General features: G+C 73.0%; 14 protein-coding genes. 8 read left to right on the top strand and 6 right to left on the bottom strand.

Annotated elements, in window-relative coordinates:
• Positions 1-34 precede the first annotated feature (34 nt).
• Together C6376_RS04665 and C6376_RS04660 are read left to right on the top strand one after the other, a co-directional pair.
• A complete protein-coding gene (locus tag C6376_RS04665; RefSeq protein ID WP_107442232.1) occupies positions 35-1,483 on the top strand; it encodes an NAD(P)H-quinone dehydrogenase in 1,449 nt (482 codons plus the stop codon).
• A 210-nt stretch (positions 1,484-1,693) separates the two neighbouring features.
• Positions 1,694-2,659 (top strand): DeoR/GlpR family DNA-binding transcription regulator, encoded by a 966-nt coding sequence (locus C6376_RS04660; protein ID WP_107442231.1) that lies wholly within the window; start codon positions 1,694-1,696, stop codon positions 2,657-2,659.
• Between the two features lie 310 nt (positions 2,660-2,969).
• Here C6376_RS04660 and C6376_RS04655 read toward each other — a convergent pair whose 3' ends face one another.
• Complete coding sequence (locus tag C6376_RS04655) at positions 2,970-4,742, bottom strand: biotin carboxylase N-terminal domain-containing protein (RefSeq protein ID WP_107442230.1); 1,773 nt, start codon at positions 4,740-4,742, stop codon at positions 2,970-2,972.
• Positions 4,743-5,116: 374 nt separating this feature from the next.
• On the opposite strand from C6376_RS04655, the gene C6376_RS04650 reads away from it, so the two are divergent.
• Positions 5,117-5,620, top strand: coding sequence for a hypothetical protein (locus tag C6376_RS04650; protein WP_107442229.1), 504 nt, complete (start codon positions 5,117-5,119; stop codon positions 5,618-5,620).
• Here C6376_RS04650 and C6376_RS04645 read toward each other — a convergent pair.
• The 4 genes from C6376_RS04645 to C6376_RS04630 all read right to left on the bottom strand — a co-directional run bounded on the left by C6376_RS04645 (position 5,589) and on the right by C6376_RS04630 (position 8,370).
• A complete protein-coding gene (locus tag C6376_RS04645; RefSeq protein ID WP_107442228.1) occupies positions 5,589-6,203 on the bottom strand; it encodes a nucleoside triphosphate pyrophosphatase in 615 nt (204 codons plus the stop codon). The two genes, C6376_RS04650 and C6376_RS04645, sit on opposite strands and share 32 nt — an antisense overlap.
• Before the next feature lie 24 nt (positions 6,204-6,227).
• Positions 6,228-6,356 (bottom strand): morphogenic membrane protein MmpB, encoded by a 129-nt coding sequence (gene mmpB, locus C6376_RS46095; protein WP_107105390.1) that lies wholly within the window; start codon positions 6,354-6,356, stop codon positions 6,228-6,230.
• Positions 6,357-6,534: 178 nt separating this feature from the next.
• Positions 6,535-6,747, bottom strand: a complete 213-nt coding sequence (locus C6376_RS04635) for an acyl-CoA carboxylase epsilon subunit (RefSeq protein WP_107442227.1) — start codon at positions 6,745-6,747, stop codon at positions 6,535-6,537.
• Between the two features lie 9 nt (positions 6,748-6,756).
• The gene (locus C6376_RS04630; protein ID WP_107442226.1) at positions 6,757-8,370 is read right to left on the bottom strand and encodes an acyl-CoA carboxylase subunit beta; all 1,614 of its coding nucleotides are present in this window, start codon (positions 8,368-8,370) and stop codon (positions 6,757-6,759) included.
• A gap of 110 nt (positions 8,371-8,480) precedes the next feature.
• On the opposite strand from C6376_RS04630, the gene C6376_RS04625 reads away from it, so the two are divergent.
• Together C6376_RS04625 and C6376_RS04620 are read left to right on the top strand one after the other, a co-directional pair.
• Complete coding sequence (locus C6376_RS04625) at positions 8,481-9,350, top strand: biotin--[acetyl-CoA-carboxylase] ligase (RefSeq protein WP_107442225.1); 870 nt, start codon at positions 8,481-8,483, stop codon at positions 9,348-9,350.
• A 190-nt stretch (positions 9,351-9,540) separates the two neighbouring features.
• Positions 9,541-10,692 (top strand): adenylate/guanylate cyclase domain-containing protein, encoded by a 1,152-nt coding sequence (locus C6376_RS04620; protein WP_057584510.1) that lies wholly within the window; start codon positions 9,541-9,543, stop codon positions 10,690-10,692.
• 207 nt (positions 10,693-10,899) lie between these two features.
• Here C6376_RS04620 and C6376_RS04615 read toward each other — a convergent pair whose 3' ends face one another.
• Positions 10,900-11,595: a hypothetical protein gene (locus C6376_RS04615; protein ID WP_254075837.1), complete on the bottom strand. Its 696-nt coding sequence runs from the start codon at positions 11,593-11,595 to the stop codon at positions 10,900-10,902.
• Between the two features lie 233 nt (positions 11,596-11,828).
• On the opposite strand from C6376_RS04615, the gene C6376_RS04610 reads away from it, so the two are divergent.
• The 3 genes from C6376_RS04610 to hutH all read left to right on the top strand — a co-directional run bounded on the left by C6376_RS04610 (position 11,829) and on the right by hutH (position 15,650).
• Positions 11,829-12,632 carry an enoyl-CoA hydratase/isomerase family protein gene (locus C6376_RS04610; protein WP_107448773.1) on the top strand — a complete coding sequence of 268 codons (804 nt, stop codon included), beginning with the start codon at positions 11,829-11,831 and terminating at the stop codon, positions 12,630-12,632.
• A gap of 120 nt (positions 12,633-12,752) precedes the next feature.
• The gene (locus tag C6376_RS04605; protein ID WP_107442224.1) at positions 12,753-13,904 is read left to right on the top strand and encodes a sensor domain-containing diguanylate cyclase; all 1,152 of its coding nucleotides are present in this window, start codon (positions 12,753-12,755) and stop codon (positions 13,902-13,904) included.
• 177 nt (positions 13,905-14,081) lie between these two features.
• Complete coding sequence (gene hutH, locus C6376_RS04600) at positions 14,082-15,650, top strand: histidine ammonia-lyase (RefSeq protein ID WP_107442223.1); 1,569 nt, start codon at positions 14,082-14,084, stop codon at positions 15,648-15,650.
• Positions 15,651-15,678 lie beyond the last annotated feature (28 nt).

Below are 15,678 nucleotides of genomic sequence, written 5' to 3'. Positions count from 1 at the left end.
CCCGGGGCGGTGCCGGCGCGTCCCGTACGGGAGAATGGAGTATGTGACTCGGATCGTGATCATCGGTGGCGGACCCGGCGGCTATGAGGCGGCCCTGGTGGCCGCGCAGCTCGGCGCGGAGGTGACCGTCGTCGACTGCGACGGTCTGGGCGGAGCGTCGGTGCTGACCGACTGCGTGCCGTCGAAGACCCTTATCGCTACGGCCGAGGTCATGACGACCTTCGACTCGTCGTACGAGGAACTCGGCATCATCGTCGCCGACGACACCCCGCCGCTGGAGCAGGCGGCCCGGGTGGTCGGGGTCGACCTCGGCAAGGTGAACCGGCGGGTGAAGCGCCTCGCGCTCGCCCAGTCGCACGACATCACCGCCTCCGTCACCCGGGCCGGCGCGCGGGTGCTGCGCGGCCGCGGCCGGCTGGAGGGCATGCAGGCCCTGGACGGCTCGCGCAAGGTAGTGGTCAGCGCCGCCGACGGGACGGAGGAGACCCTCACCGCCGACGCCGTGCTGCTCGCCACCGGCGCCCACCCGCGCGAGCTGCCGGACGCGCAGCCCGACGGCGAGCGCATCCTGAACTGGACCCAGGTCTACGACCTCGCCGAGCTGCCCGAGGAGCTGATCGTGGTCGGCTCGGGCGTCACCGGCGCGGAGTTCGCCGGCGCCTACCAGGCCCTCGGCTCCAAGGTCACCCTGGTCTCCTCCCGTGACCGCGTGCTGCCCGGCGAGGACCCGGACGCGGCCGCCGTCCTCGAGGACGTCTTCCGCCGTCGCGGCATGAACGTCATGGCCCGCTCGCGCGCCGAGTCCGCCAAGCGGGTCGGCGACCGGGTCGAGGTCACCCTGTCCGACGGCCGGGTGATCACCGGCTCGCACTGCCTCATGGCGGTCGGCGCCATCCCCAACAGCGAGGGGATGGGGCTCGAGGAGGCGGGCGTCAGGGTCCGCGAGTCCGGGCACATCTGGACCGACAAGGTCAGCCGCACCACCGCCCCGGGCGTCTACGCGGCCGGCGACGTGACGGGGATCTTCGCCCTCGCCTCCGTCGCCGCCATGCAGGGCCGGATCGCCATGTACCACTTCCTGGGCGACGCGGTGGCCCCGCTCAACCTCAAGACGGTCTCCTCGAACGTCTTCACCGACCCCGAGATCGCCACCGTCGGGTACAGCCAGGCCGACGTGGACGGCGGGAAGATCGACGCCCGGGTCGTCAAGCTGCCGCTGCTGCGCAACCCGCGCGCCAAGATGCAGGGCATCCGGGACGGCTTCGTCAAGATCTTCTGCCGGCCCGGCACGGGCATCGTCGTCGGCGGTGTGGTCGTCGCCCCACGCGCCTCGGAACTGATCCACCCCATCTCGATCGCCGTCGACAACAACCTGACGGTCGAACAGATCGCGAACGCGTTCACCGTGTACCCGTCCCTTTCGGGGTCGATCGCGGAGGTGGCGCGACAGCTGCACACCCGGAAGGCGTCGGGCGAGGGCTGACCGGCCGTTCCGACCGCCCCGGCCGTCCGCCGGACTCCCCGCCGGTCAGGGGAAGTTGACCGGCGGGCCGGTGCGGCACCGGCGGAGGCACGGAAGGCATGGGTGACGAAAGGGAGCCCTATACCACCCGCAGTGCCGCTGCGCGAACAACTTCTACTATTCGGCGCAAAGAGCTGAAAGCAGACGGTCGTCCGCGTTACTGTCAGTTTCGTGTTCGCTGCAGAACGTCGTCAATTGATCCTCGAAATGGTGCGAGCGAACGGGGCCGTGTCGCTCCGTGAACTCGCCCGCGTCGTCCAGACCTCCGAAGTGACCGTGCGGCGGGACGTGCGCGCACTGGAGGCAGAAGGACTCCTCGACCGCCGGCACGGCGGTGCGGTATTGCCGGGCGGTTTCACGCGGGAGTCCGGCTTTCCGCAGAAATCCCATCTCGCGACCGCCGAAAAGACCGCCATCGCGGACCTCGCCGCCAACTTCGTCGAAGAGGGCGAGGCCATCGTGGTCGGGGCGGGCACCACGACACAGGAGCTGGCCCGCCGGCTCGCCCGGGTGCCCGGACTGACCGTGGTCACCAACTCCCTTCTGGTGGCACAGGCCCTGGCCCACGCCAACCGGGTCGAGGTGGTGATGACGGGTGGCACCCTGCGCGGCTCCAACTACGCCCTGGTGGGCAGCGGCGCCGAACAGTCCCTCCAGGGGCTCAGGGTCTCCCGCGCCTTCCTCTCCGGGAGCGGGCTGACCGCCGAGCGCGGGCTGTCCACGTCCAACATGCTGTCGGCGTCGGTCGACCGGGCGCTCGTCCAGGCGGCCGCCGAGGTCGTCGTCCTCGCCGACCACACCAAGCTCGGCACCGACACCATGTTCCAGACCGTGCCCACGGACCTCGTCACGCGGCTGGTGACGGACGAGCCGCCCGCGCACGACGACCGCGCCGCCACCGAACTGCAGGCCCTGGCGGACCAGGGGGTGCAGATCGCCGTGGCCGGGGCGTCGGGAAGCCCGGGGGGTGATGCGGTCCCGGCGCGCCACCAGCAACAGCGCCGGGACGTACCGCTGCCGGCGCCGCGGCGGGGCCAGGTCCCCGGCGCCGCGCCGGGTCTGCGCGCCGGATCCGTTCTGGGCGAGCAGGTTCCGGGCGCGGAGCGGGGCAGGGTTGCGGATCTGCGTCGTCGGTGACGTCGCGGGTCCGCTGCTGGGGGCTCCGCCCCCAGGCCCCCGTTCGGCCCTGAACGGGCCTCGTCCTCAAACGCCGGACGGGCTGATGGTGTGGGCCGCGTGTTCCAGTGCGCCGGACGGGCCGATGGTGTGGGCCGCGTGTTTCAGTGCGCCGGACGGGCTGATGGTGTGGGCCGCGTGTTCCAGTGCGCCGGACGGGCTGATGGTGTGGGCCGCGTCTTCCAGCGTGCGTGGGGTTGCGACTGGAGTGGGGGCTTGACGTGGTGAGGCGCCCGGGGTGGCGGGCGCCTCACCACGGTGAACGGTGGGGTCAGTCCTTGATCTCGCAGATCGCCGCGCCCGACGTGATGGACGCGCCGACCTCCGCGCTGAGGCCCTTGACGGTGCCGGAGCGGTGGGCGTTCAGGGGCTGCTCCATCTTCATGGCCTCCAGGACGACGACCAGGTCGCCCTCCTTGACCTCCTGGCCCTCCTCGACCGCGACCTTGACGATCGTGCCCTGCATCGGAGAGGCGAGGGTGTCGCCGGAGGCCACGGGGCCGGACTTCTTGGCCGCGCGGCGCTTCGGCTTGGCGCCCGCCGCGAGGCCCGTGCGGGCCAGCGACATGCCGAGCGAGGACGGGAGGGAGACCTCCAGGCGCTTGCCGCCGACCTCGACGACGATCGTCTCGCGGTCCGTCTCGTCCTCGGCGTCGGTGTCAGCCGAGGCGGAGAAGGCCGGGATCTCGTTGACGAACTCGGTCTCGATCCAGCGGGTGTGGACCGTGAAGGGGGCGTCGGAGCCGGTGAGTTCGGGGGCGAACGCCGGGTCCGCGACCACCGCGCGATGGAACGGGATCGCCGTGGCCATGCCCTCGACCTGGAACTCGGCCAGGGCGCGGGCCGCCCGCTGCAGCGCCTGCTCGCGGGTCGCGCCGGTGACGATCAACTTGGCGAGGAGGGAGTCCCAGGCCGGGCCGATCACGGAGCCGGACTCGACGCCGGCGTCCAGGCGGACGCCCGGGCCCGACGGCGGGGCGAAGAGGGTGACCGTGCCGGGGGCCGGCAGGAAGTTGCGCCCCGGGTCCTCGCCGTTGATGCGGAACTCGAAGGAGTGGCCGCGCAGTTCCGGGTCACCGTAGCCGAGCTCCTCACCGTCGGCGATGCGGAACATCTCGCGGACGAGGTCGATGCCGGCGACCTCCTCGGTCACCGGGTGCTCGACCTGGAGTCGCGTGTTGACCTCCAGGAACGAGATCGTGCCGTCGACGCCGACGAGGAACTCCACGGTGCCGGCGCCGACGTAGCCGGCCTCCTTCAGGATGGCCTTGGAGGAGGCGTACAACTCGGCCGTCTGCGCCTCGGAGAGGAACGGCGCCGGGGCCTCCTCGACCAGCTTCTGGTGGCGGCGCTGCAGGGAGCAGTCACGGGTGGAGACGACCACCACGTTGCCGTGGCTGTCGGCGAGACACTGCGTCTCCACGTGCCGCGGCTTGTCCAGGTAGCGCTCGACGAAGCACTCGCCCCGGCCGAAGGCGGCGACCGCCTCGCGGACCGCCGACTCGTACAGTTCGGGGACCTCTTCGAGGGTGCGGGCGACCTTGAGACCCCGGCCGCCACCGCCGAACGCGGCCTTGATCGCGATAGGCAGGCCGTGCTCCTCGGCGAAGGCCACGACCTCGTCGGCGCCGGAGACCGGGTCGGGCGTGCCGGCCACGAGAGGCGCGCCGGCGCGCTGGGCGATGTGCCGGGCGGCGACCTTGTCACCGAGGTCGCGGATGGCCTGCGGCGGCGGGCCGATCCAGATGAGGCCCGCGTCCAGGACCGCCTGGGCGAACTCGGCGTTCTCCGAGAGGAACCCGTAACCCGGATGGACGGCGTCCGCGCCCGACTCCCGGGCCGCGTTCAGCACCTTCTCGATGTCGAGATAGCTGGTCCCGGGAGTGTCACCGCCCAGGGCGAACGCCTCATCCGCGGCGCGGACATGCAGAGCGTCCCGGTCCGGGTCGGCGTATACGGCCACGCTCGCGATACCGGCATCCCGGCATGCCCGGGCCACGCGGACAGCGATTTCGCCACGGTTGGCGATGAGCACCTTGCGCACGATTGAGGCTCCCTCCTTGAAACAAGCCGAGTTTAGGGACTGCCGACACGACTCATCGACCCGTGCCCACAGGTGAGCTTGCCCACACGGAGCGTGATGCGAGGCTCACTCGACACCGAAATCCCTTGCAGTACCGCCGTACGCAGCACTCCTCCCGGAAACCCTAGCCCTCTGATGTGGTCAAGGTCTCTGTGAGAGCGTGCTGCGGCCCACTCCGTTTCTTTGTCGAGTCCCTACGAATGGCCCAATGATTCTTTGCCCCTGGCAGAACCCTTGTCCCAGGGTTTACCCGTTAGTAGCGTTCAGGATGTCTCGAACGTACTTGAGGTAACAGCACCCTTGCTCGGGTCGGGGTCGAAAGTGGGTGGGGACCGGTGGTTCGCAGACCGGTGGCGTGGATCGTGGCGGTCGTGCTCTTCGCGGAAGGGCTCGGCGTCGCCGCGCTGAACTGGTTCATGGGCGTCGTGGTGGACCGGCAGGACATGTCCCTGGCCGGCCTGGACCCGGACGTCATGTCGACGTCCTCCAAGGTGGGCGGGATCGTCTTCGGCCTCTACTTCGTCCTGTGCGGCGTGGTGGCCCTGCTGGTGGCGCTGCGCGACCGCGCCCCCGCCGGGTTCGGGCGGGTGCTGTTGATCAGCGCCGCCGTCGTGCACGGGCTGCTGGGCGCGTTCGCCTGGGGACTGCTGGGCGTGCCGCAGTTCGTGTTCATGGTGGTCGTGCTCGCGCTGATCGTGCTGCTGCTGATGACCTACGACGCCCGGCCGCGGCCCGCCGCCCCGGCGCCCGAGGACGCCAAGGGCGGCGACGGCGGCTCCCCGGCCCCGCCGGTCACGCCGCCGCCCGTCACGCCTCCGGCGGCGCCCACAACTCCGTGATGCCGACGCCCAGCTGCGCCAGCAGCCGGCGCAGCAGGGGCAGGCTGAGCCCGATCACGTTGCCGTGGTCGCCGTCGATGCCCTCGATGAACGGTGCCGAGCGGCCGTCGAGGGTGAACGCCCCGGCCACGTAGAGGGGTTCGCCCGAGGCGACGTACGCCGCGATCTCCGCGTCCGTCGGGTCGCCGAAGCGGACCACGGTGGACGCGGTCGCGGAGGTGTAGCGCCCGCTGACGGTGTCGTAGACGCAGTGGCCGGTCTGCAACGTGCCGGCCCGGCCGCGCATCGCCTTCCAGCGCGCGGTGGCCTCCTCGGCGTCCGCAGGCTTGCCCAGCGCCTCGCCGTCCAGGTCGAGCACCGAGTCGCAGCCGATCACCAGGGCGCCCTTGACGTCGGGCTTCGCGGCGACGACGGAGGCCTTCGCCTCCGCCAGGGCGAGCGCCAGTTCTGCGGGGGTGGGGGCGGTGACGGCGTCCTCGTCCACCCCGCTCACGATCACCTCGGGGGTGAGACCGGCCTGCCGCAGCAGGTTCAGCCGGGCGGGGGACTGGGAGGCGAGGACGAGGCGGCGCGCAGCGGTCATGCGGTCAGCGTATCGCCGGTGCTCTCATCGGACGCCGAGCACGATCATCGCCAGCACCATGGCCAGCGCGAGGAAGAGGCCGAGTCTGCGCAGGGTCTCCTGCATGTCGCGGAGTTCCTCGGGGGGCTCGTTCTCGGGGTCGGACCACAGCATGCCACCAGCGTGCGGCCCGGCGGCTTGACGGCGCCTGAGTACCCGTACTCAAGTCGTGGGCCCGCAGTCGTCCACCGCATGTTCGGCCGCGGGCCGGCGGGGGCCGGCCGCGCACGTGCGGCGGAGCCGCACGGCGAAACGGCCCCCGCCCGGAGAGCAGGAGGCAGGCGGGCCGTGCTCAGCTCGGCCAGTAGGTGCGGGTCCAGGACGCCCGGCCGGGCGGGGGTACGCGCCGGCCCGCGATGCGGGCGGGGTCGGACCACGCGTCCCTCGGGGGCTCCGCGCCGGACGGCGGCGCCGCCGCCACCGCCGCGGCGCGGGCCCTGACCACCGCCAGAGCGGCGGCGAGCTCCTCCGGGGTCGGGTTGCCCCGTACGACCTTGATCGTCACAGCGGCTCCTTAGAGGGGGATGTTGCCGTGCTTCTTCGGGGGCAGGGATTCCCGCTTGGTGCGCAGCTGACGCAGTCCGCGCACGATGTGCCGACGGGTGTCGGACGGCATGACCACCGCGTCGACGTAGCCGCGCTCGGCCGCGATGTACGGGTTGAGGAGGGTGTCCTCGTACTCCCGGATCAGCCGGGCGCGCACCGCCTCGAGGTCCTCGCCGCCCGCCTGCGCCTCCGCGATCGTGCGGCGGTGCAGGATGTTGACCGCGCCCTGGGCGCCCATGACGGCGATCTGGGCGGTCGGCCAGGCCAGGTTGAGGTCGGCGCCCAGGTGCTTGGAGCCCATCACGTCGTACGCGCCGCCGAAGGCCTTGCGGGTGATGACGGTGATCAGCGGGACGGTTGCCTCCGCGTACGCGTAGATCAGCTTCGCGCCTCGGCGGATGATGCCGTCGTGCTCCTGGCCGACGCCGGGCAGGAAGCCGGGCACGTCCACGAACGTGATGACCGGGACGTTGAAGGCGTCGCACGTGCGCACGAAGCGGGCCGCCTTCTCGGAGGCCGTGATGTCCAGACAGCCCGCGAACTGCATGGGCTGGTTGGCGACGATGCCCACCGGGTGGCCCTCGACGCGGCCGAACCCGGTGAGGATGTTCGGCGCGAACAGCGCCTGCGTCTCGAAGAACTCGGCGTCGTCCAGCACGTGCTCGATCACCGTGTGCATGTCGTACGGCTGGTTCGCGCTGTCCGGCACGATCGTGTCCAGCTCGAGGTCCTCGTCGGTGACGGACAGGTCCGCCTCCTCCGCGAACACCGGCGCCTCGGACAGGTTGTTGGACGGCAGGTACGACAGCAGCTGCTTGACGTACTCGATGGCGTCCTTCTCGTCGCCGGCCATGTGGTGCGCCACGCCCGAGACGGAGTTGTGGGTGCGCGCGCCGCCCAGCTCCTCGAAGCCGACGTCCTCGCCGGTGACCGTCTTGATGACGTCCGGGCCGGTGATGAACATGTGCGACGTCTGGTCGACCATCACCGTGAAGTCGGTGATCGCGGGGGAGTAGACGGCCCCGCCCGCGCACGGGCCGACGACCAGGGAGATCTGCGGGATCACCCCGGACGCGTGCGTGTTGCGGCGGAAGATCTCGCCGTACGCGCCCAGCGAGGCCACGCCCTCCTGGATACGGGCGCCGCCGGAGTCGTTGATGCCGATGACCGGGCAGCCGGTCTTCAGCGCGAAGTCCATGACCTTGACGATCTTCTGGCCGTAGACCTCGCCCAGCGCCCCGCCGAAGACGGTGAAGTCCTGCGAGAACACGGCGACCGGGCGGCCGTCCACCGTGCCGTACCCGGTGACGACGCCGTCTCCGTACGGGCGGTTGTTCTCCAGACCGAAGTTGGTGGAACGGTGCCGGGCGAACTCGTCCAACTCGACGAAGGAACCCTCGTCGAGCAGCAGCTCGATCCGCTCACGGGCCGTCAACTTGCCCTTGGCGTGCTGCTTCTCGACGGCGCGCTCCGAACCGGCGTGCGTCGCTTCCTCGATGCGCCGCTGGAGATCCGCGAGCTTGCCCGCGGTGGTGTGGATGTCGATCCCTGGGATCTCGTGGCGCTCTTCCGGCTCGGACATCGGGATGCGGCTCCCTGCCTGCTCAAAAGGGGGGACGGTTACTCATCCGTAGCGTAGTGCTGCCCCTACGGATCGGCAGTGCGGTGTTCAACACACCTAGGGTGGCTTGCATGACACCGCGAGATGCATCAGAGGCGGGCGGCGGCGGCCGGTGGTCCGACCTCGACCGCCCGCCCCTCAACGCCGCGGCCCTGCGCCGGGCGCTGGTACGGGAGGGCGGCCTGTGGTCCGGGGTGGACGTGGTGCAGCGCACCGGCTCCACCAACTCCGACCTGGTGACCGCCGCGGGCGAGGGCAGGGCGCACGAGGGCGCGATCCTGGTGGCCGAGGAGCAGACCTCGGGCCGGGGCCGCCTGGACCGCCGGTGGACGGCGCCCCCGCGCTCCGGACTGTTCTTCTCCGTGCTCCTCACGCCGGGCGAGGTGCCGGTGGCCCGCTGGGGCTGGCTGCCCCTGCTCACCGGCGTCGCGGTCGCGACGGGGCTGTCCCGGGCGGCGGGCGTCGACACGGCACTCAAATGGCCCAACGACCTGCTGGTGACCGTCGGCGGGGAGGAACGCAAGGCCGGCGGCATCCTCGCGGAACGGGCCGGCACGGACGCGGTGGTCGTCGGCGTCGGTCTCAACGTCACCCTGCGCGCGGAGGAGCTGCCGGTGCCGCAGGCGGGTTCCCTGGCGCTGGCCGGGGCGGTCACCACGGACCGGGACCCGCTGCTGCGGGCCGTCCTGCGGTCGCTGGAGGAGTGGTACGGACGCTGGCGTGCCGCCGGCGGCGACCCGGCGTCGAGCGGCCTGCAGGAGACGTACGCGGCCGGATGCGCGACCCTGGGACGGACGGTGCGGGCCGAGCTGCCCGGCGACCGGTCGCTGGTCGGCGAGGCGGTCGCGGTCGACGGCGACGGCCGCCTCGTCATCGCCACCGAGAAAGGGGTGCAGGAACCGGTGGGGGCGGGCGACATCGTCCACCTGAGACCGGCGTGACGCACGACGAAGCGTGGGCCGGGCAGGGTGTCCGAGCCCGTCCGGCGGCCTGCCTTGGGGGAGTTCGGGGCGACCGGACCCGAACGGGGCCTCGGCCCCTGCCGAACCGAACGGAGTGAGCTGGCGCACACCTGCCGTAGAGTTGAGGCCGGTCGAAACCTGACCGCGGAAGATCGGAAGGGCAGCAGGCGTGACCGTCGACGACACGGGCTCCGGCGCGGGCGAGGACGGCCGGGGCAACCTGCCGGCCGCCGACCCCGGCGAGCCGGGCGACCCCGGTGAGGACCCGCACCCTCTCGCGCTGCGCCTCGAACAGCTCATCCTCGGCGCCGAGCGCCGATACACCCCCTTCCAGGCCGCCCGCAGCGCGGGCGTCTCCATGGAGCTGGCGTCGCGCTTCTGGCGGGCGATGGGCTTCGCCGACATCGGGCAGGCCAAGGCGCTCACCGAGGCCGACGTCCTGGCCCTGCGGCGGCTGGCGGGTCTCGTCGAGGCCGGGCTGCTGAGCGAGGCGATGGCCGTACAGGTGGCGCGGTCCACCGGGCAGACCACCGCCCGTCTGGCGGAGTGGCAGATCGACTCGTTCCTGGAGGGCCTGACCGAGCCGCCCGAGCCGGGCATGACCCGCACCGAGGTCACCTACCCGATCGTCGAGCTGCTGCTGCCCGAGCTGGAGGAGTTCCTCGTCTACGTCTGGCGCCGCCAGCTCGCCGCCTCGGCCGGCCGGGTCGTGCAGGCCGCCGACGACGAGGAGATGGTGGACCGGCGGCTCGCCGTCTGCTTCGCCGACCTCGTGGGCTTCACCCGGCTGACCCGCCGGATGGAGGAGGAGGAACTCGGCGAGCTCGTCGAGGCCTTCGAGACCACCTCCGCCGACCTGGTGGCCGCCCGGGGCGGGCGCCTGATCAAGACCCTCGGCGACGAGGTGCTCTACGCGGCCGACGACGCGGGCACCGCCGCCGACATCGCGCTGCTGCTGGTCGAGACGATGAGCAACGACGAGACGATGCCGGAACTGCGCGTAGGGATGGCGTTCGGCACGGTCACCACCCGGATGGGCGATGTCTTCGGCACGACGGTCAACCTGGCCTCCCGGCTGACGTCGATAGCTCCCCGCGACGCCGTCCTGGTGGACAGCGCCTTCGCCGAGGAGCTGATCCGCACCGGTGACGCCCCCTCCTCCGAGGCCGAGGCCGCGGAGGAGGCGGCCGCCGCGGAGAAGGAGGGCGAGGAGCCACCGAAGTACCGCTTCGCCCTGCAGCCGATGTGGCAGCGCCCGGTACGCGGCCTGGGTGTGGTCGAACCCTGGCTCCTCACCCGCCGCAACGACACCGACATCTGACCCGCACCGCTGACGGACGTGTTCCGTACATCGCTGACGTACGCCCGCGCCGGGACGCGGCTGACGGCTGACGGCTGGCGCTGATGGCCGGCCGATGGCGCCTGCCTGCGGCGGGCGGGTGCGTCGCCGTCCCGGCCCGCGGCGGGCCCGCGGCCGGTGCCGCGGCCGGAAAGGCCGGAGAGCCGGTGAACCCTTCCGGCCCTGCCCCTACCGCTGCGACGCCGGGGCGCTCAGGGGGTCCACGCAGAGGCCGATGATCGGGACGCAGAGCTCCGGCCGGCGGGGCTCTGCGGCCTGCGGCGGGTTCGGCGGCCGGGGCGCCGGGGCGGCGGTGGCCGGCCGGGGCGCCGACGGGGGTTCGGGTGCGGGGGTCGCGGTGGGCGCGGGGGGCGCCGCGCGGGGAGTCGGATCGTAGGTGGCGTCGGGGGGCAGGACGACGGACGTCGGAGCCCCGGGCGCGCCCGGCAGGAGGCCCGCCGCCTCGCGCGCCGGGCCGGGGCTCGCGCCGCCCATGGCGGTGGGCGCGGTGGGGGCGGGCGGGGCGACGGCCGGTCCGGTGGCGGGGTCCCGGCCGCCGTCACGGTCGCCCCCGCTGTCGTCGGCCGCCTTCTCGGCGCCTTTCCCGGTCGTGTCACCGGCGTCGTCGTCCGCGCTCGTGACGAGGTCGGGCCGGGGCTCCGCCTCCGCGGTGCCGAGGGCGCCGGCGCCGCCCGTGTCGGGGGTCGGCCGCAGAAGACTCAGCACGCCCGCGGCCAGCGCGAGGCCGCCCACGGCGAACAGCACCTTGCGGGGGCGTGGCCGGCGGTGCCGGCCCCGGGCGCGCGGCACCCAGGCCGGATGGGCCTCCGCCGCCACGCCCTGCCGTGTCGTCTGGTCCAGCCCGGTCAGCGTGCCGGCCATCATGTTCCTCCCCGATGCGGTGGCGCCCTCGATGCGCCGGGGCGGAGGCACGGTATGCGCGGGCAAGCGCGGTGTGCGCCGAGTTGGGCAGGATGTCACCCGTACGGGTGGCCGGGGTACCGGTACGGAGGAGGCCGGTCTTTCCCTCGCGGCCCGTGACTGGGATGATCGGATCCTGGTAGTTAACCATCGTTAACCGGAGGGCTGTCGTGAGCGGTGTCGTGGGCGGGGAGCGCGTGGGTGAGACGCGTTTCGGGGAGTTCGTGCTGGTGCGGCGGCACGGGGACGGCGGTCATGTCGCGGAGCTGGTCCTCGACCGGCCGAAGGCCATGAACGCGGTCTCCACCGAGATGGCCCGGTCGATCGCGGCGGCGTGCGCGGCACTGGGTGAGGACCGCGGGGTGAGGGTGGTCGTGGTGACGTCCACGCACGAGCGGGCGTTCTGCGTCGGCGCCGACCTCAAGGAGCGCAACTCCTTCAGCGACGCCGAACTGGTGCGGCAGCGGCCCCTCGCCCGCGGCGCGTACACCGGCGTGCTGGAACTGCCGGCGCCCACGATCGCGGCCGTCCACGGCTTCGCCCTGGGGGGCGGGTTCGAGCTGGCCCTGGCGTGCGACGTGATCGTGGCCGACCGTACGGCGGTGGTGGGCCTGCCCGAGGTGTCGGTGGGCGTGATCCCCGGCGGCGGCGGCACGCAGCTGCTGCCCCGCCGGGTCGGCGCGGCCCGGGCGGCCGAGCTGATCTTCACCGCGCGGCGCGTGGAGGCGGCCGAGGCGCGGGAGCTGGGTCTGGTGGACGTGCTGGCGGAGGAGGGGCGGGACCGGGAGGAGGCGCTGGCGATGGCCGCGCGGATCGCCGGCAACTCGCCGGTGGGGCTGCGGGCGGCGAAGCGGGCGCTGCGGCTCGGGCAGGGGCTGGACCTGCGGGCCGGGCTCGAGGTCGAGGACGCGGCATGGCGGTCGGTGGCCTTCTCCGGGGACCGGGCGGAGGGGGTCGCCGCGTTCAACGAGAAGCGGAAGCCGCAGTGGCCCGGCGAGTGAGATTCCGGGGGAGGCCCGCGCCGCTCCCGGCGCCGTCACTCCAAGTGACGCTTCGTGTCTCTTTTTCACCCAAATATCCCTAGCCTGATGTCATGGGCGAGGGCAGTGGGGGTGAGGGCGATGAGTGAGGACGACACGCGCCTGGCGGCCGTGGTGGCGCTCGCGCAGGGCATGGCGGCCGCGCGCACCCCCCGCGAGTCCTGGCGTGCGGCCGCGCTGGGAGCCGGCCGGGCGCTGACGGGAAGCTTCGCCGCGCTCTCGGTGTGGGAACGCGACCTCGGGCAGCTGAGGGTCCTGGTGAACGTGGGGGACCGGGCCGCGGACGAGGCCGAGTTCCCGGAGGCGGAGGCCTACCCGGTGCACCGGTTCCCCGAGATCACCGAGTTCCTGCACGAGCGCTGGGCGGCGGGCGGTGAGCCCAACGCCTGGGTGGAGACCGCCCAGGGCCTCGCCGCCGGCCGTCCCGGCTACTGCCATCAGCGCGTCGCGGCCCTGCGCCGCCGGGGCCGGGGTTCCTGCGTGGTCGCGCCGATCGTGCTGCACGGCCGGGCCTGGGGCGAGCTGTACGTCGCCCGCTCCACCGGGACCCGGGTCTTCGACCGCGACGACGCCGATTTCGCCACCGTCCTCGCCGCCGTCGTCTCCGCCGGGCTCGCCCAGACCGAGCGGCTGGAGGAGGCCCGGCGTCTTGCCTTCACCGACTCGCTCACCGGCCTGGCCAACCGTCGCGCGGTCGACGTGCGGCTGGAGGAGGCGGTGGAGCGGCATCGCGTACAGGGGGTGGTGGTCTCTCTCGTGGTGTGCGACCTCAACGGACTGAAGCGGGTCAACGACACCCGCGGGCACGCCGTCGGCGACCGGCTGCTGGAGCGGTTCGGTTCGGTGCTGTCGCTGTGCGGGGCGATGCTGCCGGGCGCGCTGGCCGCCCGGCTCGGCGGGGACGAGTTCTGCCTGCTGGTCGTCGGATCGCCCGCCGACGCCGTCGTCAAGGTCGCCGACGACCTCTGCCGACGGGCCGGAGAGCTGGAGTTCGGTGACGGCGTGGCCTGCGGGGTCGCCTCGACCGCGGACCCGATCGGACCGGTGTGCTCGGCCCGTCGGCTGTTCCGGCTGGCGGACGCCGCCCAGTACCGTGCCAAGGCCGTGCGGGCCGCCCGGCCGGTGGTCGCCGGACGGCAGGGACCCGACGACCCCGTGGTGCGGCTGGCCGACGAGCCGGAGCCGCATGAGCGGACCTCCGCCGAGCGGCGGCGGTTCCGCGGGCGGCCCTGAGGCGCGGGCGGCGACGGAGCGCCGCGCCGGAACGCGGTGGCGGCTGCGCCGGGACGGGTGGCCGCGCCGGGACGCGGAGACGTTGACACGGCGGCGACGTGACGCATCGGTAAGGGGCGAACCCCGCCCCCACTGGTGACATCTTCGTCTTCACTGCGTACGCTCCTGAATATGGATATGCACACTGTGGTGGTGAGGACGTCCGGCGTGACCGCGTCCGACGTGGTCGCCGTGGCGCGCGACGGCGCCAGGATCGAGCTCTCCGCGGAGGCGGTGGCGGCCCTCGCCGCGGCCCGCGGCATCGTGGACGCGCTGGCGGCCAAGCCCGAGCCCGTCTACGGCGTCTCCACCGGTTTCGGCGCCCTCGCCACCCGGCACATCAGTCCGGAGCTGCGCGCTCAGCTGCAGCGCAACATCGTCCGTTCGCACGCCGCCGGCATGGGCCCGCGGGTGGAGCGCGAGGTCGTCCGGGCGCTGATGTTCCTGCGGCTGAAGACGGTCTGCTCCGGGCACACCGGCGTCCGCCCCGAGGTCGCGCAGACCATGGCCGACATCCTCAACGCCGGCATCACGCCGGTCGTGCACGAGTACGGCTCCCTCGGCTGCTCCGGCGACCTGGCCCCGCTCTCGCACTGCGCCCTCACCCTCATGGGCGAGGGCGACGCGGAAGGCCCGGACGGCGTCGTACGCCCCGCCGGCGAACTGCTCGCCGAGCACGGCATCGCCCCGGTCGAGCTGCGCGAGAAGGAGGGCCTGGCGCTCCTCAACGGCACCGACGGCATGCTCGGCATGCTGGTGATGGCCCTCGCCGACCTCGACATGCTCTACAAGTCGGCCGACGTCACGGCCGCGTTGTCGCTGGAGGCCCTGCTGGGCACCGACAAGGTGCTCGCCCCCGAGCTGCACGCCATCCGCCCGCACCCGGGGCAGGGAGCCTCGGCCGCCAACATGCTGGCCGTGCTTGCCGGTTCGGAGCTCACCGGCCACCACCAGGACGACGCCCCGCGCGTCCAGGACGCCTACTCGGTGCGCTGCGCCCCGCAGGTCGCCGGCGCCGGCCGGGACACGATGGCGCACGCCCGGCTCGTCGCCGAGCGCGAGCTGGCCTCGGCCGTCGACAACCCGGTGGTGCTCCCTGGGGGCACCTCCCAGGCTTTCGGCACTGGGGGAGGGCGGGTGGAGTCCAACGGCAACTTCCACGGGGCGCCGGTCGCCTACGTGCTGGACTTCCTCGCCATCGCGGTCGCCGACCTCGCCTCCATCGCCGAGCGGCGCACCGACCGGCTGCTCGACAAGAACCGCAGTCACGGTCTGCCGCCGTTCCTCGCGGACGACGCCGGCGTCGACTCCGGGCTGATGATCGCCCAGTACACGCAGGCCGCGCTGGTCAGCGAGTTGAAGCGGCTGGCCGTACCGGCGTCCGCCGACTCGATCCCGTCCTCGGCGATGCAGGAGGACCATGTGTCGATGGGCTGGTCCGCGGCCCGCAAGCTGCGCACCGCCGTCGACAACCTCACCCGTGTGATCGCCGTCGAGCTGTACGCCGCCACGCGCGGTGTGGAGCTGCGCGAGGGGCTGACCCCGGCGCCGGCGACGCGCGCGGTCATCGAGGCGGTACGCGGGGCCGGCGTGCAGGGGCCCGGCCCGGACCGGTTCCTCGCCCCCGACCTCGCGGCGGCGGACGCCTTCGTGCGTGCCGGGGGGCTCGTCGCGGCGGTGGAGACGGTCACCGGACCGCTCAGGTAGCACGAGCGGGGCCCCGCCGCACGGAGAT

Source organism: Streptomyces sp. P3, from assembly GCF_003032475.1.
Classification (GTDB): Bacteria; Actinomycetota; Actinomycetes; order Streptomycetales; family Streptomycetaceae; genus Streptomyces.
This window is presented reverse-complemented; position numbering and strand designations above follow the sequence as displayed.